Annotated in this window: 1 protein-coding gene; it reads right to left on the reverse strand. The window is 31.5% G+C overall.

Annotation, left to right across the window (positions count from 1 at the left end; all coding sequences use genetic code 11):
- Window positions 1-41: 41 nt before the first annotated feature.
- Complete coding sequence (locus WYK_RS06470) at window positions 42-377, reverse strand: hypothetical protein (RefSeq protein ID WP_040373731.1); 336 nt, start codon at window positions 375-377, stop codon at window positions 42-44.
- Between the last annotated feature and the right edge of the window lie 109 nt (window positions 378-486).

Consider the following 486-nt stretch of genomic DNA (forward strand, 5'->3'; position numbering starts at 1 on the left):
TTTTCGGGGGTCACATCAAACTGGCGGCCTTTTGAATGCTCTTAATATTCATATGGATCCCCCTTTTTTATAGCTTTAACCTTCACTTCAAAATCCTCCATACCATATTTTCGAGAGATTCTCTCGAAAGAAGTGGCTATTTCACTCTGACTTTTTTCTTCTAATGGCACATAGACATTAATTGTTTTTTTATCTGGACGGAAACCGAACGATATAATATCGTATTCCTTCTTTAGTTCTCTGCTTTCTTCCATGAATGCTAGATTCTGTTCTTCCTTTTTTTGAGTATTAAAAAAATCATAGACAGAAAAAAGTATAAATCCACCAACCAGCAAACTTAATATTATAATAAACCTTCGCTTTTTTAATTTTTTCATATACTCATCTCCAGCTTTTTAATTTTACCCTTATTTGTAATTTTACCATATTTACCCTTTGTTTGATTCAACTCTTTGGAAATACGGATTTAAAAAAGGATTAATTTTG

Origin of the sequence: Peribacillus psychrosaccharolyticus ATCC 23296 (assembly GCF_000305495.1) — a bacterium.
Taxonomy (GTDB): Bacteria; Bacillota; Bacilli; order Bacillales; family DSM-1321; genus Peribacillus; species Peribacillus psychrosaccharolyticus.

Coding starts and splice junctions, on each gene's coding strand:
- WYK_RS06470 (WP_040373731.1), bottom strand. CDS start 377: ATGAAAAAATTAAAAAAGCGAAGGTTTATTATAATATTAAGTTTGCTG.